Source organism: Marivita sp. S6314, assembly GCF_023015985.1.
GTDB lineage: Bacteria > Pseudomonadota > Alphaproteobacteria > Rhodobacterales > Rhodobacteraceae > Marivita.
In genome coordinates, this window is record NZ_JALKAO010000001.1 from 711,588 (window position 1) to 727,960 (window position 16,373).

A 16,373-nucleotide genomic window follows, 5' to 3' on the forward strand; every position below is an offset into this window, starting at 1 on the left:
AGCGCTAGCGTTGGCCTTGGATCTGCGGGGTGTCAAGCACATGCGCGGCGTGGTGTGTCACGCGCGGCGCAGTCTGGATTTCAGAAGATGCACGATGCCGCCCAGCACCAATCCCCAGACCGCCGCGCTCAGTCCGAAAACGGCCATGCCGGAGGCGGTGGTCAAAAAGGTCACGGCGGCGGCTTCGCGATAGGTTTCATCGGCGAGCGCCGACGTGGCCGAACTGGTGAACACGCCGATCAGGGCCACCCCTGCCAATGTGCCCAAGAGCAATGGCGGCGCGGCGGCGGCGACCGCGGTGATCACCGCGGCAAACAGGCCGAACAGGCAGTAGAATACCCCGGTGGTGACCGCGGACCAGTACCGTTGTCTAGGGTCGGGATGCGAGTCCGGGTTGGCGCACAAGGCCGCTGTGATGGCTGCAAGGCAGATCGCGGCAGAGCCGAACACCGCACTGACGCCGCTTGCCACGCCCACCGTTGTGAGCAGCGGTCCGGGGGGCGGCGTGTAGCCAAAGCTGCGCAAGACGGCAATGCCGGGGATGTTCTGGGTCGCCATCGTCACAATGAACAACGGAATGCCGATGGTCAGCACACCGGCAACACCCGCCTCTGGCATGACAAGCACCGGGCGGGTCAGGATGTGGTCAGGCATCGGTATGGCAAACCCGGTTGACCAACCCACAAGCGCCAGCGCCACCACCACAGCAGCCGGGACGGCGTAGAGGCGGTTGACCAGCCCCACGACAAACCATGTCAGGACAACCGGAACCGCCACCATTGGGGCCGCTGCCAGCGCCTGAAACGGCACCAGACAAAGCGGGATCAGAACACCGGCCAGCATCGCCTGCGCCAACGGGCCGGGAATGCGTGTGATCAGCCGATTAAGGGGCCGCCACAGACCCGCCAGGATGGTCAGCGCCGCAGCCACGAGGAACCCGAACACCGCTTCGTTGAAACCGCCTGCCGTGGCGGGCGTCACCGCCAGCAGCGCCACACCCGGCGTCGACCAGGCCACGCTGATCGGGTCTTTCTTCCACAAAGACAAAAGTATCCCGGCCAAGCCCATGGCAAGCGCGGCAAACAGCAATCCGGATGCCGCCTGACCCGCAGACGCCCCAACCGAGGTCAGCCCCTGCAAGACAATCGGAAACGAGCTGAAAAACCCCACGATGGCCGCGACAAAGCCGGTGGACACGGTTTGCAAGGGAGGAATGGAATACGCCACGATGGACCGGCACGGCTTTCACGTCAGAACAACCGGGCCTTGGTAGGCCGACGCATCGCCAAGGGCAAGTGCAGCAGCCTCTGTCCTGGTGGGCTTATCCGACGTGGAACAGCGTCGAAAACAGTTTCGGATCAATGCTTTCGGACGCAAACAGATCGCCTTCGGTCAGCACCGACACGGCATCGTGGCTGTGCAGGCTTTCCTGATGGCTGGCCAGAACCCGGTAATCCCCGATCAACGGGTCTGCCTGAAGCTGTTCGGCAAACAGCCGCGCGGCATCTTCGACAAAAATCGGATTGGCCGCGTTCAGTTCTGCAAAGGCCTGTTCGTCTTCGCGCTTGACCATCACCTGCGTTTCGGTGGGCACGGCACGGCGGCACATGTCGATCAGGTCTTCGAACCACAGGCATTTGCCGTCCTTGACCTCGACCGAGATCCGCGCGACCGAGCGCTGCGAATGCGGTGTCGCCAACTGGCCACGTTCGCGGCGGGCATGTTCGGACAATTCCAGCGAACAGGGGCAGGTCGAGCTGTAGACATAGTCCAGATGCATGATGCTGCGGCGCACACCGTCCGTGTCCACCAGTTCCAACGCGATGTCGTAATACTGGTAGCCGGACAGCCCCGACCGCAGGCTGTTCACCTTCATCGGGAAAGACAGCCGCATGTTGATGCGCGCGTCAAAGGACTCCAGATCGCTTTTGTAATCATCCAGCGCCGCTTCGATCACGCCAAAGCTGAAGGTTTTGCCGGCGTGAAGATAGAATGACCGCATGATGCGGCTCATGTTGATGCCTTTTTTGTCGGCCTCGAGGCTGACGGTGCCGGTCACGCTGGTCTCCAGCGTCAGATCGCCATTGTCGCGCGTGTGATAGTTGATCGGCAGGCGGAAATTGGAGATGCCAACATGCTGGATGCCGCGATTTGCGCCCCGGATCAGCGCCGATGGACCGTTCTGCAGGTCCGGCAACGTGTCTTTATAGGCGGGGCTGACGGCGAAATCCTCTGGATAGTCGCGCGCCAGAACCGGGTAAGCCGTGTCCGTTCCCGTCACCAGACGCCGCAGCGCGGGGTCCACCGCGTCGATCTCGGCGTCTTTCGACGTGCCGACCCACTGACGCAGCAGCGCAAGCGCGTTTTCCGCCTCTTCGCGGCTCGGCGTTTGGTCGATCTTGGGTGTATGAACGTTCATGTGCAGGGCCCCCCGCCCGTTGGTCACCTCTCTAACATAGAGAACAGGCACAGGTTTTTCTACCTTAGACATAGACGATAGCGATCGCCCGCTATTCGCCGAAACGGAGCATCGCGTCTAGTTTGCGTCATCCAGCGCCGACAGGAGATCCTCGATCAGGTCTTCGCAATCTTCGATCCCGACCGACAACCGCACCAGACCATCGGTGATTCCCAGCGTCGCACGCTGCTCTTCGCTCAGCCGTTGATGGGTGGTGGTTGCAGGATGGGTGACGATGCTTTTCGCGTCCCCGAGATTGTTGGAAATCACGATGATCTCAAGCGCATTCAGGAACCGGAACGCCGCTTCCTTGCCGCCTGCCAGTTCAATTGCCAGCATGGTGCCGCCCGACCCCAGCTGCCGCTCTGCCAGCGCTGCCTGCGGATGCGACGCAAGTCCGGGATAAATCACCTGCTTCAGCGCCGCGTGCCCGTCCAGCGCCTCGGCGATGGCCTGAGCGGAATGCGCCTGTGCCCGCACCCGCAGATCAAGCGTTTCCAGCCCCTTGACCTGAACCCAGGCCGTGAAGGGCGACATGGAACCGCCGGTGTGCTTCATATAGGGTTCGACCGTCTTGCGGATGTGATCGGTCGTGCCAAGGATCACGCCCCCCAACGTGCGGCCCTGCCCGTCAATGTGCTTGGTCGAAGAGTAGATCACGACATCCGCCCCCTGCCCAAGCGCGTCTGAAAACACCGGGGTGGAAAACACGTTGTCCACGATCACCAGCGCGCCCTGCGCATGGGCGATTTCAGAAACCGATTCGATATCAACGAGTTCCAGCGTCGGGTTCGACATCGATTCAAAAAACACCGCCTTGGTGTCGGGCCGGATCGCGGCGCGCCATTGGTCCAGATCCGCGCCATCCACCAGCGTCACTTCGACGCCAAAGCGCGGCAGGATGTCTTCAACAATGTAAAGACAAGACCCGAACAGCGCGCGCGCAGAGACAAGATGATCCCCCGCCTTGAGCACGGACATCAGCGCGCCGTTGACCGCCGCCATACCGCTGGCGGTGGCAAAAGCATCCTCGGCCCCTTCCAAAAGCGCGATCCGCTCTTCGAACATCGCCACGGTCGGGTTGCCGTAACGCGCGTAGATATATTCGTCCGGACCCGATTTGATGAACCGCTGTTCGGCCTGTTCGGCGCTGTCATAGACAAAGCCCTGCGTCAGGAAAATCGCCTCTGACACTTCGTTCCACTGGCTGCGTTTGGTGCCGCCATGCACCAGCCGGGTGCGCGGTTTTCTATGTTTCATATCGTCATCTTTCCGGGCCACAGCCCAACAAAAAAACCCCGTTCGGCCAAGGCGAAAGGGGCTTTCGTCGGGCCTTTTAGCAGCATGTTTAACGTGGCCCGCAATCCGGTAACAAATCGCCACATGGGTGCCTTAAGACGATTTTAGAGATCGGTCAACTCGCGCGTTGTTTCCGTTAACGGAAACATCCGGACGCGTCGACGCGTCCGGCCCCGTCAGAAGGGCACATCATCTGCAGCGCAGATAAACCGCGCGACGACCTTTTTCAGACCGGCTTTTTCAAATTCGATCTCCAGCTTGTCGCCCTCGATCCCGGTCACCGCGCCATAGCCGAATTTCTGGTGAAACACCCGTTCGCCCAGCGCATAGGCCGAAATGGCGGTGGCGTCGATCACGGTGTTGCGCGCCTCGGAGGGCTGGCTGATCGGGCGTTCGGCTGACCGGGCCTGCAGGCGTTTCCAGCCCGGCGAATTGTAGACATTGGCGCTTGCCGCTTTTTCGTGCAGGTCCGACCCCGCCATCGTCTGCACCGCCGGAGACGCCATGCCAGCCGCACCGTACCCGCCGCCATACAGCCCGGGGGGTGTCAGCACCTCGACATGGGTTTCGTCCAGTTCGTCGATAAACCGCGATGGCAGGGCCGATTGCCACTGGCCAAACACACGGCGGTTGGCGGCAAAGGAAATCGTGCAGATTTCCTCGGCGCGGGTGATGCCGACATAGGCCAGCCGCCGCTCCTCTTCGAGCCCTTTGACACCGGATTCGTCCATGCTGCGCTGCGACGGGAACAACCCGTCTTCCCAGCCCGGCAGAAACACGGCGGGAAATTCCAAACCCTTGGCGGCGTGCAGCGTCATGATCGACACTTTCTCTCCGTCGCCGCCCTTGTCATTGTCCATGATCAGGCTGACATGTTCGAGGAACCCCTGAAGGTTTTCGAACTCTTCCAACGCCTTGACCAGTTCCTTGAGGTTTTCAAGTCGCCCCGGCGCTTCGGGCGTTTTGTCGTTCTGCCACATGCCCGTGTAGCCGCTTTCGTCCAGCACGATGCCCGCCAGTTCGGGATGCGTCACGTCCGTATCCCCCGCCATCCGGCCCCATCGCGCCAGATCCGCCACCAGCTGCGCCAGCTGTGTGCCGCCTTTGCCCTTGATCAGCCCCTGTTCAACCGCAAGCCGCGCGCCTTCGACCAAAGGCACGCCATTGGCGCGCGCCACCGTCTGGATGGTTTGCTGTGCCTTGTCGCCCAGACCGCGTTTGGGCGTGTTGACGATGCGTTCAAACGCAAGGTCATCGTCGGGGGACACAACCACCCGGAAATAGGCCATGGCATCGCGGATCTCCATCCGTTCGTAAAACCGCGGACCACCGATGACGCGGTAGGGCAGACCAATGGTCAGGAACCGGTCCTCGAACGCGCGCATCTGGTGCGACGCCCGCACGAGGATCGCCATATCATCCAGCGACACCGGTGCCATTCCCCGCGTGCCGCGCTGCATGGCTTCGACCTCTTCCCCGATCCAGCGAGCCTCTTCCTCGCCATCCCAATGGCCGATCAGCCGGACCTTTTCGCCGTCGTTCTTGTCAGTCCACAATTCCTTGCCCAGACGGGAAGAATTGCCCCGGATCACCGAACTGGCCGCCGCAAGGATATGCGGCGTGGACCGGTAATTCTGTTCCAGCCGCACCACGTGCGCGCCTTCGAAATCCTGTTCGAACCGCAGGATGTTGCCCACTTCGGCGCCGCGCCAGCCATAGATCGACTGGTCATCATCACCAACGCAGCAGATGTTCTTGTGCCCGCCCGCCAGCAGCCGCAGCCACAGGTACTGGGCCACGTTCGTATCCTGGTATTCATCCACCAGAATGTAGCGGAACCAACGCTGATATTGGTCCAGCACGTCCGGATGGGTCTGGAAAATCTCGACCACGTGCAGCAGCAGATCGCCGAAATCCACCGCGTTCAGTTCTTTCAGGCGCGCCTGATACTGCGCATAGAGTTTCGGACCCTGATGATTATACGCCCCGGCATCCGCCGCAGGCACTCTGCCGGGGGTGATCGCGCGGTTTTTCCATCCGTCAATGATCCCGGCCAGTTGCCGCGCGGGCCAGCGTTTGTCGTCAATGCCCGCCGCCTGCACCAGTTGCTTCAAAAGCCGCAGCTGATCGTCTGTGTCGAGAATCGTGAAATTGGATTTCAACCCCACCAATTCGGCATGACGGCGCAGAAGCTTGACACAGATCGAATGAAAGGTGCCGAGCCAGGGCATGCCTTCGACGGTCTGACCCAACAGCCGCGCGACGCGCTCTTTCATCTCGCGCGCGGCCTTGTTGGTAAAGGTCACCGCCAGAATCTCGTTCGGGCGTGCCCGTCCGGTGTTCAGCAAATGCACAATCCGGGTGGTCAGCGCCTTTGTCTTTCCGGTGCCCGCACCGGCAAGCATCAGCACGGGTCCATCCAGCGTCTCGACCGCCTGACGCTGGGCCGGGTTGAGATCATCCAGATAGGGCTGCGGCCGCGCGGACATCGCGCGGGCCGAGAGTGAGGCGTGCTCGAACGCCTCCATTTCATCAAAACTGCTCATGCCGGGCAAGATAGCGTTGCCGCGCCAAGAGATAAAGATGTTCTGATAATGTTCACATATCCACAGGGGCCTTTCCGTTGACGGAAAGGGTCGGAGTTTTCGAAAACTCCGACGCTGGACAATCCCCGCGGCCTGGCCCCAAATGCGCGGCATGGATCTGCATGCCCGATACCCTGCCCTGAGCGATCTCAAAGCCCGCGCAAAGCGGCGTATTCCAAAATTTGTCTGGGAATACCTTGATTCTGCCACCGGCACCGAAGCCACATTGCGGCGCAATCGGACAGCGCTCGACCAGGTGTTGTTTGCGCCGTCGATCCTGCATGGTGAACTGGAGGTGGACCTGACCACAGCCCTGTGCGGCCAGAGCTATGATCTGCCGGTCGGGATCAGCCCCGTGGGCATGTCCGGCCTGATCTGGCCGGATGCAGAGCGCAAGCTGGCGCGCGCGGCAACGGCGGCCAACATGCCGTACTGCATCTCAACCGTGGCAACCCGCACCCCGGAAGAGGTCGCGCCGCATCTGGACGGCAATGGCTGGTTCCAGATGTACCCGCCGCGCGACGAAGGCATCCGGACGGACATGCTCAAGCGGGCCAAGGACGCCGGGTTTTCAACGCTCGTGCTGACGGTTGATGTGCCGGTGCCGTCGCGCCGCGAACGGCAGGTGCGTTCGGGTCTGACGACACCGCCCAAACTGACCCCGCGCTTGGCAGCGCAGGTGGCGATGCGACCCACCTGGGCGATGGGCACGGCGCGGCTTGGCATGCCGCGGATGCGCCTGATTGATGATTACGCTGGCAAAGTGACCGGGCTGAGTTCCACGCAACACGCCGGGTACCTGCTGCGCACCTCGCCGGATTGGGCCTATGTCGATTGGCTGCGCGATGCCTGGGACGGCGCGTTTTTTGTCAAAGGTGTGCTGAACCCGAACGATGCGCCACGGCTGGAACGGGCCGGTGTTGATGCGATCTGGATGTCCAACCACGCGGGACGCCAGTTTGATGCCGCGCCCGCGCCGATCGAAACCCTATCCGAGATGCGCGCCGCCACGACACTGCCGCTGATTCTGGACAGCGGGATCGAAGGTGGGCTGGACGTGTTGCGCGCCATCGCGCTGGGGGCGGATTTCGTCATGTTGGGACGGGCGTGGCATTATGCGCTGGGGGCGTTGGACACCGACGGACCGGCGCATCTGGTCGATATATTACGCAAGGATATGGCCGCGAATCTGGGGCAACTGGGCGCGGTGCGCCCTGTCGATCTGAGGGGTCGGGCGCTGCAGTCCGGCGCGACACAGGTCGCCATACCCAGTACTACCCATTGAGAATGTAACGAAACCTTACTATCCAGCCGTCACTATCCCTAAGGTCAGGACAGCCACATGCCCGAATTCAAAAAGATCCTTGTCGCCAACCGCGGTGAAATCGCCATCCGCATCATGCGCGCCGCCAATGAAATGGGGAAAGCAACGGTTGCGGTCTATGCCGAAGAGGACAAACTGGGCCTGCACAGGTTCAAGGCGGACGAGGCGTATCGGATCGGCGAAGGCCTTGGGCCGGTGGCCGCCTATCTGAGCATCGACGAGATCATCCGTGTGGCCAAGGAATCGGGCGCGGACGCGGTGCATCCGGGATACGGGCTTTTGTCAGAGAATCCGGAACTGGTGGATGCCTGCGCGGAAAACGGGATCACCTTTATCGGGCCCAAGGCCGAAACCATGCGCGCCCTGGGTGACAAGGCCAGCGCGCGGCGCGTCGCGATTGAAGCCGGTGTCCCGGTGATCCCGGCGACCGAGGTTCTGGGGGACGATTTCAAGGCCATCGCCAAAGAGGCCGAAGAGATCGGCTATCCGTTGATGCTCAAGGCGTCCTGGGGCGGTGGCGGACGTGGGATGCGTCCGATCAATGGCCCCGATGAGCTTAAGGAAAAGGTGCTTGAAGGCCGTCGCGAAGCGGAAGCCGCGTTTGGCAATGGCGAGGGTTATCTGGAAAAGATGATCATCCGCGCGCGCCATGTCGAAGTGCAAATCCTGGGCGACAGCCATGGCACCATCTATCACCTGTACGAACGGGACTGCTCGGTCCAGCGCCGCAACCAGAAGGTGGTGGAGCGCGCCCCTGCCCCGTACCTGTCCGAGGCGCAGCGTGAAGAGATCTGCGAATTGGGTCGCAAGATCTGTGCCCATGTGAATTACGAATGCGCGGGCACGGTTGAATTCCTGATGGATATGGAAACCGGCAATTTTTACTTCATCGAAGTGAACCCCCGCGTGCAGGTTGAACACACCGTCACCGAGGAAGTGACCGGGATCGACATCGTGCAGGCGCAAATCATGATCGCCGAGGGTAAATCGCTGGCCGAGGCCACAGGCAAGGCGTCGCAATACGACATCCGCCTGAACGGTCATGCGTTGCAAACGCGGATCACCACCGAAGACCCGCAGAACAACTTCATCCCCGATTATGGCCGCATCACGGCCTACCGGGTGGCGACCGGCAATGGCGTGCGTCTGGACGGGGGCACGGCCTATTCAGGTGCGGTAATCACGCGGTACTACGATTCGCTGCTGGAAAAGGTGACCACCTGGGCGCAGACGCCGGAAAAGGCGATTTCGCGGATGGACCGCGCCCTGCGCGAATTTCGCATCCGGGGTGTGTCCACCAACATCGCCTTTGTGGAAAACCTGCTCAAGCACCCGACCTTCCTGAACAACCAGTACCACACCAAGTTCATCGACCAGACGCCCGAGCTGTTCCAGTTCCGCAAGCGCCGCGACCGGGCGACCAAGGTGCTGACCTACATCGCGGATATCACCGTGAACGGGCATCCCGAGGTTGCCGGACGGCCCAAGCCTGCCGAGGATTTGAAACCCGCGCGCCCCCCGAAAGCCAGGGCCGATGTGCCCGCCGCGGGCACCAAGACCTTGCTGGACGAAAAAGGCCCGCAGGCCGTCGCCGACTGGATGCTGGCGCAAAAGGGCGTGCTGATCACCGACACCACCATGCGCGACGGGCATCAGTCCCTGCTCGCCACACGCATGCGGTCGATTGACATGATCCATGTCGCGCCTGCCTATGCCGCCAACCTGCCGCAGCTCTTCAGCGTCGAATGCTGGGGCGGTGCGACCTTTGATGTGGCCTACCGGTTCCTGCAGGAATGCCCGTGGCAACGCCTCCGCGACTTGCGCGCGCGGATGCCGAACATCATGACCCAGATGCTGCTGCGCGGCGCGAACGGCGTTGGCTACACCAACTACCCGGACAACGTGGTGCAGTTCTTTGTGCGTCAGGCGGCGGAAACCGGTGTGGACGTGTTCCGCGTGTTCGACAGCCTGAACTGGGTCGAAAACATGCGTGTCGCGATGGATGCGGTGCTGGACACGGGACGCGTGTTGGAAGGCACGATTTGCTATACGGGCGATCTGAATGACCCGGATCGGTCCAAGTACAACCTGAAATACTATGTCCAGATGGGTCAGGACCTGAAAGCGGCCGGGTCGCACGTCCTGGGCCTCAAGGACATGGCCGGTTTGATGAAACCCGCCGCCGCCACGGCGCTGGTCAAAGCGCTGAAAGAAGAGGTCGGCCTGCCCGTCCACTTCCACACACATGACACATCGGGTGCTGCGATTGCGTCGATCATGGCCGCTGCCGAGGCGGGTGTGGATGCGGTGGATGCCGCGATGGACGCGCTGTCTGGCAACACATCGCAGCCCACGTTGGGATCGGTGGTCGAGGCCCTGCGCCACACCGACCGCGCCACCGGTCTGGACATGTCCGCCATCCGCGAGATTTCAAATTACTGGGAAGCGGTGCGCGGGCAGTACGCGGCGTTTGAAACCGGTCAGCAAGCCCCCGCATCAGAGGTCTACCTGCACGAAATGCCCGGCGGCCAGTTCACCAACCTCAAGGCGCAGGCCCGCAGTCTGGGGCTTGAGGAACGCTGGCACGAGGTTGCGCAGACCTATGCCGATGTGAACCAGATGTTCGGTGACATTGTAAAGGTCACGCCCTCCTCCAAGGTGGTGGGCGACATGGCGCTGATGATGGTGTCACAGGGCCTGACCCGCGCGGATGTCGAAAACCCGGATGTCGAGGTGTCCTTCCCCGACTCGGTGGTCGACATGATGAAGGGCAGCCTCGGACAGCCCTCCGGCGGCTGGCCGAAAGCGATCCAGAAAAAGATCCTCAAAGGTGAAAAAGCCTTCACCGACCGCCCCGGCAAACACGCCGCGCCGGTTGATATCGAAGAGACGCGCAGCACGCTGGTCAAAGAGCTTGAGGGCAAAGCGGTCGATGACGAGGATCTGAACGGGTACCTGATGTATCCCAAGGTGTTCCTGGATTACATGGGCCGCCACCGCACCTACGGCCCCGTGCGCACCTTGCCGACCAAGACGTTCTTCTATGGCATGCAGCCGGGCGAAGAGATCAGCCCAGAGATCGACCCCGGCAAGACATTGGAAATCCGTCTGCAGGCGGTGGGCGAAACCAACGATGACGGCGAAGTCCGCGTGTTTTTTGAGCTCAACGGCCAGCCACGCACGATCCGCGTGCCCAACCGCAAGATCAAGGCGACGACCATGGCACGTCCCAAGGCCGAAGCGGGCAACGCCAACCATATCGGCGCGCCGATGCCCGGCGTGGTCGCATCCATCGCGGTCCAGCCCGGCCAGAAGATCAAGGAAGGCGATCTGCTGCTGACCATCGAGGCGATGAAGATGGAAACCGGCCTGCATGCCGAGCGCGATGCAGTTGTGAAGGCAGTGCATGTGACCCCCGCCGCGCAGATCGACGCGAAGGATCTGTTGGTCGAGTTGGAATAAGCGACAAACGCGGGTGACGGCTTCTTGTCCGTCACTCGCCGACTCGTTCAGGCGACCATGTCCGCCGGTGACTAAACCGGTCAGAAATCCGGGGTTCCGACACCGCAGGCATTCGGTCAGTGGCTAGGTGTCTGGACACGCCCCTTGCTCTGGACATGACGACACACCCGACACCGGCTCAGCCGTCTTCCTGCCCCGTCGATCCGTATTCCAGCCATGCCCGATCCTCTGGCGTCAGGCAGGACTGCATCACCGCGTCATAGGCCGCCAGTTCACTATCGCTCAGCTTGCCAATCCACTTTCCGCAGGTTCCGCTGTGGAAAAAATCAGTGTCGGATTTCATGAATCCCGTACCACCTGCCGGGGCATACCGATCGGCATGGGTGCGCATGTGATCAAAGCTGGCTGACTGGATCAGCTGCTCCATAACCGCATCAGAATGCGTGATGTTCAGAAGGCGGGCCACCCGGGCAAAGGTTCCGGGCAAATCACGGATCATATCTGCGTAGTGAAACATCGACACGTTGGATCGGCCGGCACGCGACAGCGCGCATTTGTAATGCCGCAGGATATGCGCAAGCGGCAGGGCATCGCCGTCGAAACCCTCGGGACCGCCATCCAGAAACCGCCGGAAGGTGACGCCGTCCGCATCATCCTCCGGATACCACAGTCCAAACCACGGCATCGGGATGTTCTGCATATGTGTGCGGCATGAAAAATGCGCATCCAGCGGATGGCGGAACACGCAGATATACTGTGCCTGATCGTCAAGCGGCAGCCCGTCCAGCGGTGTGTGGCTTTTCAGGCAGCGCCGATGGGTCATCGCGTCAAGACGTTCGGCCACCTCGGACATTTCGCGCACGCGGATATCGACCCAGGGCATCTTGACCGACAGGTTCGTTTCAACATCCGGATCGCCGGAAAACAGCAACGCGACGATGGTTTGCATCCATGTCGTGCCGCTTTTTGGCGGGGTCACCGCGATCACATCATCGGGACGGATGCTGACCCTGTCCCACCGCCTGCTGTCGGTCAGCGGCCCAAGATAGAGCTTGCGGTCGGGTGTCTCTGTCATACCGGGCCTCCTGCGCCTGTGTCAGGAAAGGCGAAGGATCTTCCAAAATCAAGGGGCGCAGCGCAGACCTACTGTCTGGATCAACCGCTATTGACAGCCCCCGGTTGGCGTTCATCAGCATTTTTCGGATGCACACGGGCCGTATGTCGGAGAAGCGCTCCGCGTTAGGTGTTCGCCACGTGAACAGTCGCGATGCACCAAACCCGCCGTGGCGCCCAAAGCCTCGCGCAACCCTTTTTCCGCGCGTTTGAGCACCCTGTACGTTTCGCGCAATTTTCCCCTTGCACCCGCGCACAACACCCACTAAATCCGCCTCACCAGATTGGCAGCGCGGGCGTAGCTCAGGGGTAGAGCATAACCTTGCCAAGGTTAGGGTCGGGCGTTCGAATCGCCTCGCCCGCTCCAATCCGGTCAAAACTGATGGCAGCGCGGGCGTAGCTCAGGGGTAGAGCATAACCTTGCCAAGGTTAGGGTCGGGCGTTCGAATCGCCTCGCCCGCTCCATCAGGCCTCTTTCTTCAAAGATTTATACATCTCGGCCCGGCGCAGGGTTTCCCCGGACCGGATGACGGTTTCCTGTCGGACAACGCGAAACCCGTGCCGCGCAAAGGCCGGCTGCGCCATCAGACTGGCATGGGTGCAGAGCCCGGCACAGGTCCGCGCGCGCGCGTGCTCTGTCACGGCGTCCAGAAGCTGCGCAAACCGCCCCTGCCCGCGCGCGTCGGGCAGGATATAGGCCAGATCAATATAGCCAGCCGGATCAACGGTCATAAACCCAACGATGTCCGGCCCCTCTGCAGACAGAACCACGTGATGCTGCGCCAACCGCGCGGCCCAGCCTGGCCCGGCATTGACCCGGGGCATCCAGGCCCTGCGCTGCGCGTCCGTGTAGGGGCTGGGCCCTTCGCGGATGGCGCGGAACATGATCTGTCCCAGACAGTCATAATCGGTGCGGGTCGCAACGCGGCAGGTCATGCCCTCTGCTTGGCACGTCCGACACGACGCCGCAATGATGTGCCACAGTGGCTTGGCGCGGCGCGGGCACAGGCCTATAAGGCCGCTGATCTGAAAGGGATATCACATATGCGCAGCGCAACCGTGACGCGGAATACGGCAGAAACCAGGATCACCGTCGAGATCACTCTCGACGGCACAGGCCAGTACGACAACCAGACCGGCGTGGGGTTCTTTGACCACATGCTGGACCAGCTGGCCCGCCATTCGCTGATCGACATGAAAGTGCGCTGCGACGGCGATCTGCATATCGACGATCACCACTCGGTCGAGGATGTGGGCATCGCGCTGGGACAGGCGCTGACCCAGGCGGTCGGCGACAAGCGCGGGATTGTCCGCTATGGCGCGTGCCTCCTGCCGATGGATGACGCACTAGTGCGCGCGGCGTTGGATCTGTCGGCGCGGCCGTTCCTCGTCTGGAACGTCGATCTGCCCGCTTCCAAGATCGGCACATTCGACACCGAACTGGTGCGCGAGTTCTTCCAGGCGTTCAGCACCCATGGCGGCATCACACTGCATGTGGATCAACTGCACGGGATCAACAGCCACCACATCGCCGAAGCCGCCTTCAAGGCCGTCGCCCGCGCCCTGCGCGACGCGCTTGAGGTCGATCCCCGCAAATCAGACGCGATCCCGTCCACCAAGGGTGCCTTGTAAGTGCTGACAGCCATCATCGATTACGAAAGCGGCAACCTGCATTCGGCCGAAAAAGCCTTTCAGCGGATGGCCATTGAAACCGATGCCGGGTCCGTCACCGTCACGTCTGATCCTGACGTGATCGCCAAGGCCGACCGGATCGTCCTGCCCGGCGATGGTGCGTTTCCGGCCTGTGCTGCGGCATTGCGCGCCTCAGGCGCTTTTGACGCGATGGTCGAAGCCGTTGACGTCAAGGCCCGCCCCTTCCTTGGCATCTGCGTCGGCATGCAACTGATGGCGCGACAAGGGCTGGAATATGAACCAACAGACGGGCTGGGCTGGATCGACGGCGTTGTGGACCGGATCACACCCAAGGACACGGCGCTGAAAGTGCCGCATATGGGCTGGAATGACCTGGTGATCGACGCACCCCACCCGGTTCTCGACGGCATCACATCCGGAGAGCACGCCTACTTCGTGCACTCCTACCAGATGCGCGTCGACACCCCGGATCAACGGATAGCCCATGTCGATTACGGCGGCGATGTCACCGCGATTGTGGCCCGCGACACCATGGTCGGGTTCCAGTTCCACCCCGAGAAAAGCGCCGCCACAGGTCTTCGGATGATCGCCAACTTCCTCAGATGGCGCCCCTGAGCGTCTCTGTTTGTCAAATACCTCGGAGTTTGAGGCAGCGCCTCAAAACCGCCTGCCCCACCGGGGCAGGCAAAAACGGCGCGCGCAGCGCACATCTTGATCAGTTGACGCGGGTCCAGGTCTGGCCACGGCAAATGCCCAAAACGCATCCTTCAACCTTCAACCGGTTGCCATTCAGCGTCATCTTCGAATTGTAGGTCTTGTCGCGGTCCGGGGCCCAGATCTTGCCGCCCATATACGCGCCACCGCCTTGCGGTTTCATCGCCCAGATCATCTTGCGCCCGATATTCGGCGACGCGATCTTCTTGCCGTTTGCATCATAGCCCTGCCCCAGCGTGCCGCAGATCTCGGCCCCGCAGGTGGTGATCGTGACAAAGCCGAAATTGCCGTCGTCACCCGGTTGGGTTTTCCACGTGCCGACCACCGGGTCCGCCAGTGCCATTGTCCCGGCCAGTGCAAAACCGGCGGCGAGTGCCATCATCTTCATCGTTCCGTCCTCCCTCAGAGTGGTGCGGCAATCCTGACCGACCCGGTGCAAACGGATCAAGATTGACGCTGGGTCGCGTTGCAAGTGCCGTTCCGTCATGTCAAAGCGCGGGGGGAATTCTGACCGGAGACCAGCCATGATCCTTTACCCAGCGATTGACCTCAAAGATGGCCAGGCCGTGCGCCTGCTGCGCGGGGACATGGAAAAATCGACGGTGTTCAACGATGATCCCGCCAGCCAGGCGATGGAGTTCGTCGAGGCCGGGTGCACCTGGTTGCACCTTGTCGATCTGAACGGTGCGTTTGCGGGCGAGCCGGTGAATGCGGCGGCGGTTGAGGCCATTCTGGCCCGCACCAAGGTCCCGGCGCAACTGGGCGGGGGCATCCGGGATATGGCAACGATTGAACGCTGGCTCGACAAGGGTCTGCAGCGGGTGATCCTTGGCACCGTGGCGGTTGAGAACCCCGATCTGGTGCGCGAGGCCGCAAAGGCGTTTCCGGGCCACGTCGCCGTGGGCATCGACGCGCGCGACGGCCGTGTGGCCACCAAGGGCTGGGCCGAGGAGACCGATGTCATGGTCACCGATCTGGCCCGGTCGTTCGAGGACGCAGGTGTGGCGGCGATCATCTATACCGACATCAACCGCGACGGCGCGATGCAGGGGCCGAATGTAGAGGCCACCGCCGATCTGGCCCGCGCCGTGTCGATCCCGGTGATCGCGTCGGGTGGGGTGTCGTCGCTGGACGACCTGATCGCACTGCGCGACTGCGGGGCTAACCTGAACGGCGCAATCTCGGGCCGCGCGCTTTATGACGGGGCGATTGATCTGAAAGAGGCGTTGTCGGTGATGTCCGCAGCCACTTAGATCGTTGCCGGGTCCCGGACCAGAAGATAGCCGCGACACCTTTGGGTGTTGAAGGTCTTGATCGACACCGTCGCCGTGCCTCCGACATCGACAGGTTCCGGATCGTTGTAGAACACGGTCCCGCCATCGTCGCCTTCAGTACTGCAACCGGTGATGACAACGGCATGGCCGTAGCCTTTCCAAAGCGTTCCCGCCCAGATCGGTCCATAGTTTGACAGCGTGTCGATCAGCGACGCAGCGGTGAAATCATGTGTGGCAGACTGAAGAAAGACCATGTCTTCGTTACGGGCCAATGTGGCGACCTCTTCGAACAAAATGATCCGGCCTTCCTGCCATACGTTGGGCATCCCGTATCGCGGGCCTGCCTCGTAATAATACCCGATCATACAGGCGCTGGCATACCAGCAACTCAACGCGAGGCGTTGCGGGATCAGCGGCACGTTTAGCTTTACTTCAGCCATGGTAATCGGTCTCCGGAAATAAAATGTTTTTGGAAGTTATGTAAAAAGAAT

General features: G+C 61.7%; 13 protein-coding genes, 2 tRNA genes and 1 riboswitch. Of the genes, 7 read left to right on the plus strand and 8 right to left on the minus strand.

The features are described 5' to 3' along the window. Positions 1–57: 57 nt before the first annotated feature. The 4 genes from MWU54_RS03545 to MWU54_RS03560 all read right to left on the minus strand — a co-directional run bounded on the left by MWU54_RS03545 (position 58) and on the right by MWU54_RS03560 (position 6,303). The gene (locus tag MWU54_RS03545) at positions 58–1,227 is read right to left on the minus strand and encodes a benzoate/H(+) symporter BenE family transporter (RefSeq protein ID WP_348647596.1); all 1,170 of its coding nucleotides are present in this window, start codon (positions 1,225–1,227) and stop codon (positions 58–60) included. Between the two features lie 94 nt (positions 1,228–1,321). Continuing rightward, the gene (gene folE2, locus MWU54_RS03550) at positions 1,322–2,419 is read right to left on the minus strand and encodes a GTP cyclohydrolase FolE2 (protein WP_247080814.1); all 1,098 of its coding nucleotides are present in this window, start codon (positions 2,417–2,419) and stop codon (positions 1,322–1,324) included. Between the two features lie 117 nt (positions 2,420–2,536). Next, on the minus strand, positions 2,537–3,718 hold the full coding sequence (metZ, locus tag MWU54_RS03555; protein WP_247080815.1) for an O-succinylhomoserine sulfhydrylase: 1,182 nt from the start codon (positions 3,716–3,718) through the stop codon (positions 2,537–2,539). A gap of 56 nt (positions 3,719–3,774) precedes the next feature. After that, positions 3,775–3,851: riboswitch (SAM riboswitch) on the minus strand. 82 nt (positions 3,852–3,933) lie between these two features. Then, on the minus strand, positions 3,934–6,303 hold the full coding sequence (locus tag MWU54_RS03560) for a UvrD-helicase domain-containing protein (RefSeq protein WP_247080816.1): 2,370 nt from the start codon (positions 6,301–6,303) through the stop codon (positions 3,934–3,936). Positions 6,304–6,445: 142 nt separating this feature from the next. Between MWU54_RS03560 and MWU54_RS03565 the strand changes: the two genes are divergently transcribed. Continuing rightward, positions 6,446–7,627, plus strand: coding sequence for an alpha-hydroxy acid oxidase (locus tag MWU54_RS03565; protein WP_247080818.1), 1,182 nt, complete (start codon positions 6,446–6,448; stop codon positions 7,625–7,627). Positions 7,628–7,684: 57 nt separating this feature from the next. Further along, entirely contained in the window at positions 7,685–11,128 is a 3,444-nt protein-coding gene (locus MWU54_RS03570) for a pyruvate carboxylase (protein ID WP_247080819.1), read from the plus strand. A 178-nt stretch (positions 11,129–11,306) separates the two neighbouring features. Here the strand turns inward: MWU54_RS03570 and MWU54_RS03575 are convergent, their stop codons facing one another. Beyond that, entirely contained in the window at positions 11,307–12,203 is an 897-nt protein-coding gene (locus tag MWU54_RS03575) for a sulfotransferase domain-containing protein (protein WP_247080820.1), read from the minus strand. A 330-nt stretch (positions 12,204–12,533) separates the two neighbouring features. Here MWU54_RS03575 and MWU54_RS03580 point away from each other — a divergent pair. Continuing rightward, positions 12,534–12,608, plus strand: a tRNA-Gly gene (locus MWU54_RS03580). A gap of 23 nt (positions 12,609–12,631) precedes the next feature. Continuing rightward, positions 12,632–12,706 (plus strand) — tRNA-Gly (locus MWU54_RS03585). Here the strand turns inward: MWU54_RS03585 and MWU54_RS03590 are convergent. Beyond that, positions 12,707–13,177 carry a GNAT family N-acetyltransferase gene (locus tag MWU54_RS03590; RefSeq protein ID WP_247080821.1) on the minus strand — a complete coding sequence of 157 codons (471 nt, stop codon included), beginning with the start codon at positions 13,175–13,177 and terminating at the stop codon, positions 12,707–12,709. A 108-nt stretch (positions 13,178–13,285) separates the two neighbouring features. Between MWU54_RS03590 and hisB the strand changes: the two genes are divergently transcribed. Both hisB and hisH read left to right on the plus strand, forming a co-directional pair. Beyond that, entirely contained in the window at positions 13,286–13,873 is a 588-nt protein-coding gene (gene hisB / locus MWU54_RS03595; protein WP_247081034.1) for an imidazoleglycerol-phosphate dehydratase HisB, read from the plus strand. Then, positions 13,874–14,509, plus strand: a complete 636-nt coding sequence (gene hisH / locus MWU54_RS03600; RefSeq protein ID WP_247080822.1) for an imidazole glycerol phosphate synthase subunit HisH — start codon at positions 13,874–13,876, stop codon at positions 14,507–14,509. A 100-nt stretch (positions 14,510–14,609) separates the two neighbouring features. Here hisH and MWU54_RS03605 read toward each other — a convergent pair whose 3' ends face one another. Then, the gene (locus MWU54_RS03605; protein ID WP_247080823.1) at positions 14,610–14,996 is read right to left on the minus strand and encodes a DUF2147 domain-containing protein; all 387 of its coding nucleotides are present in this window, start codon (positions 14,994–14,996) and stop codon (positions 14,610–14,612) included. Positions 14,997–15,132: 136 nt separating this feature from the next. Between MWU54_RS03605 and hisA the strand changes: the two genes are divergently transcribed. After that, positions 15,133–15,861, plus strand: coding sequence for a 1-(5-phosphoribosyl)-5-[(5-phosphoribosylamino)methylideneamino]imidazole-4-carboxamide isomerase (hisA, locus tag MWU54_RS03610; protein WP_247080824.1), 729 nt, complete (start codon positions 15,133–15,135; stop codon positions 15,859–15,861). Here hisA and MWU54_RS03615 read toward each other — a convergent pair. Continuing rightward, positions 15,858–16,322: a papain-like cysteine protease family protein gene (locus tag MWU54_RS03615; RefSeq protein ID WP_247080825.1), complete on the minus strand. Its 465-nt coding sequence runs from the start codon at positions 16,320–16,322 to the stop codon at positions 15,858–15,860. The two genes, hisA and MWU54_RS03615, sit on opposite strands and share 4 nt — an antisense overlap. Positions 16,323–16,373 lie beyond the last annotated feature (51 nt).

Bases quoted from the DNA above. Each gene is read 5' to 3' on its own strand.
- folE2 (WP_247080814.1), bottom strand. From the start codon at position 2,419: ATGAACGTTCATACACCCAAGATCGACCAAACGCCGAGCCGCGAAGAG.
- metZ (WP_247080815.1), bottom strand. From the start codon at position 3,718: ATGAAACATAGAAAACCGCGCACCCGGCTGGTGCATGGCGGCACCAAA.
- MWU54_RS03560 (WP_247080816.1), bottom strand. From the start codon at position 6,303: ATGAGCAGTTTTGATGAAATGGAGGCGTTCGAGCACGCCTCACTCTCG.
- MWU54_RS03565 (WP_247080818.1), top strand. From the start codon at position 6,446: ATGCGCGGCATGGATCTGCATGCCCGATACCCTGCCCTGAGCGATCTC.
- MWU54_RS03570 (WP_247080819.1), top strand. From the start codon at position 7,685: ATGCCCGAATTCAAAAAGATCCTTGTCGCCAACCGCGGTGAAATCGCC.
- MWU54_RS03575 (WP_247080820.1), bottom strand. From the start codon at position 12,203: ATGACAGAGACACCCGACCGCAAGCTCTATCTTGGGCCGCTGACCGAC.
- MWU54_RS03590 (WP_247080821.1), bottom strand. From the start codon at position 13,177: ATGACCTGCCGCGTTGCGACCCGCACCGATTATGACTGTCTGGGACAG.
- hisB (WP_247081034.1), top strand. From the start codon at position 13,286: ATGCGCAGCGCAACCGTGACGCGGAATACGGCAGAAACCAGGATCACC.
- MWU54_RS03605 (WP_247080823.1), bottom strand. From the start codon at position 14,996: ATGAAGATGATGGCACTCGCCGCCGGTTTTGCACTGGCCGGGACAATG.
- hisA (WP_247080824.1), top strand. From the start codon at position 15,133: ATGATCCTTTACCCAGCGATTGACCTCAAAGATGGCCAGGCCGTGCGC.
- MWU54_RS03615 (WP_247080825.1), bottom strand. From the start codon at position 16,322: ATGGCTGAAGTAAAGCTAAACGTGCCGCTGATCCCGCAACGCCTCGCG.